Raw genomic sequence first — 205 nt, 5'->3', positions numbered from 1 at the left:
AATGAAGATATCTCAGGACTAAGATGTATTATTACTGCCGGCGAATCAGCCGATCCCGGTACAGCCATGAGAGTTACAGCATCAGGAATCGCATATTACAATGCTTATGGTCCTACAGAGTGCGCCGTTTGCGTATCTATTTATCAGTCAACAGGACATGCTGTAGAGAAAAGAGCTATTCCTATCGGAAAGCCAATATCGAACA

1 protein-coding gene is annotated in these 205 nt (G+C 43.4%); it reads left to right on the top strand.

Annotated features, from left to right (window positions below):
• Positions 1–205, top strand: a 205-nt coding sequence (locus tag DM397_RS00035; RefSeq protein ID WP_162615396.1) for an AMP-binding protein, incomplete at both ends; no start/stop codon positions are given.

It is taken from the genome of Flavobacterium nitrogenifigens (assembly GCF_003254565.1).
Taxonomy (GTDB): Bacteria; Bacteroidota; Bacteroidia; order Flavobacteriales; family Flavobacteriaceae; genus Flavobacterium; species Flavobacterium nitrogenifigens.
The sequence above is the reverse complement of the archived record's forward strand: the minus strand, read 5'-3'. Positions and strand labels throughout refer to the sequence as shown.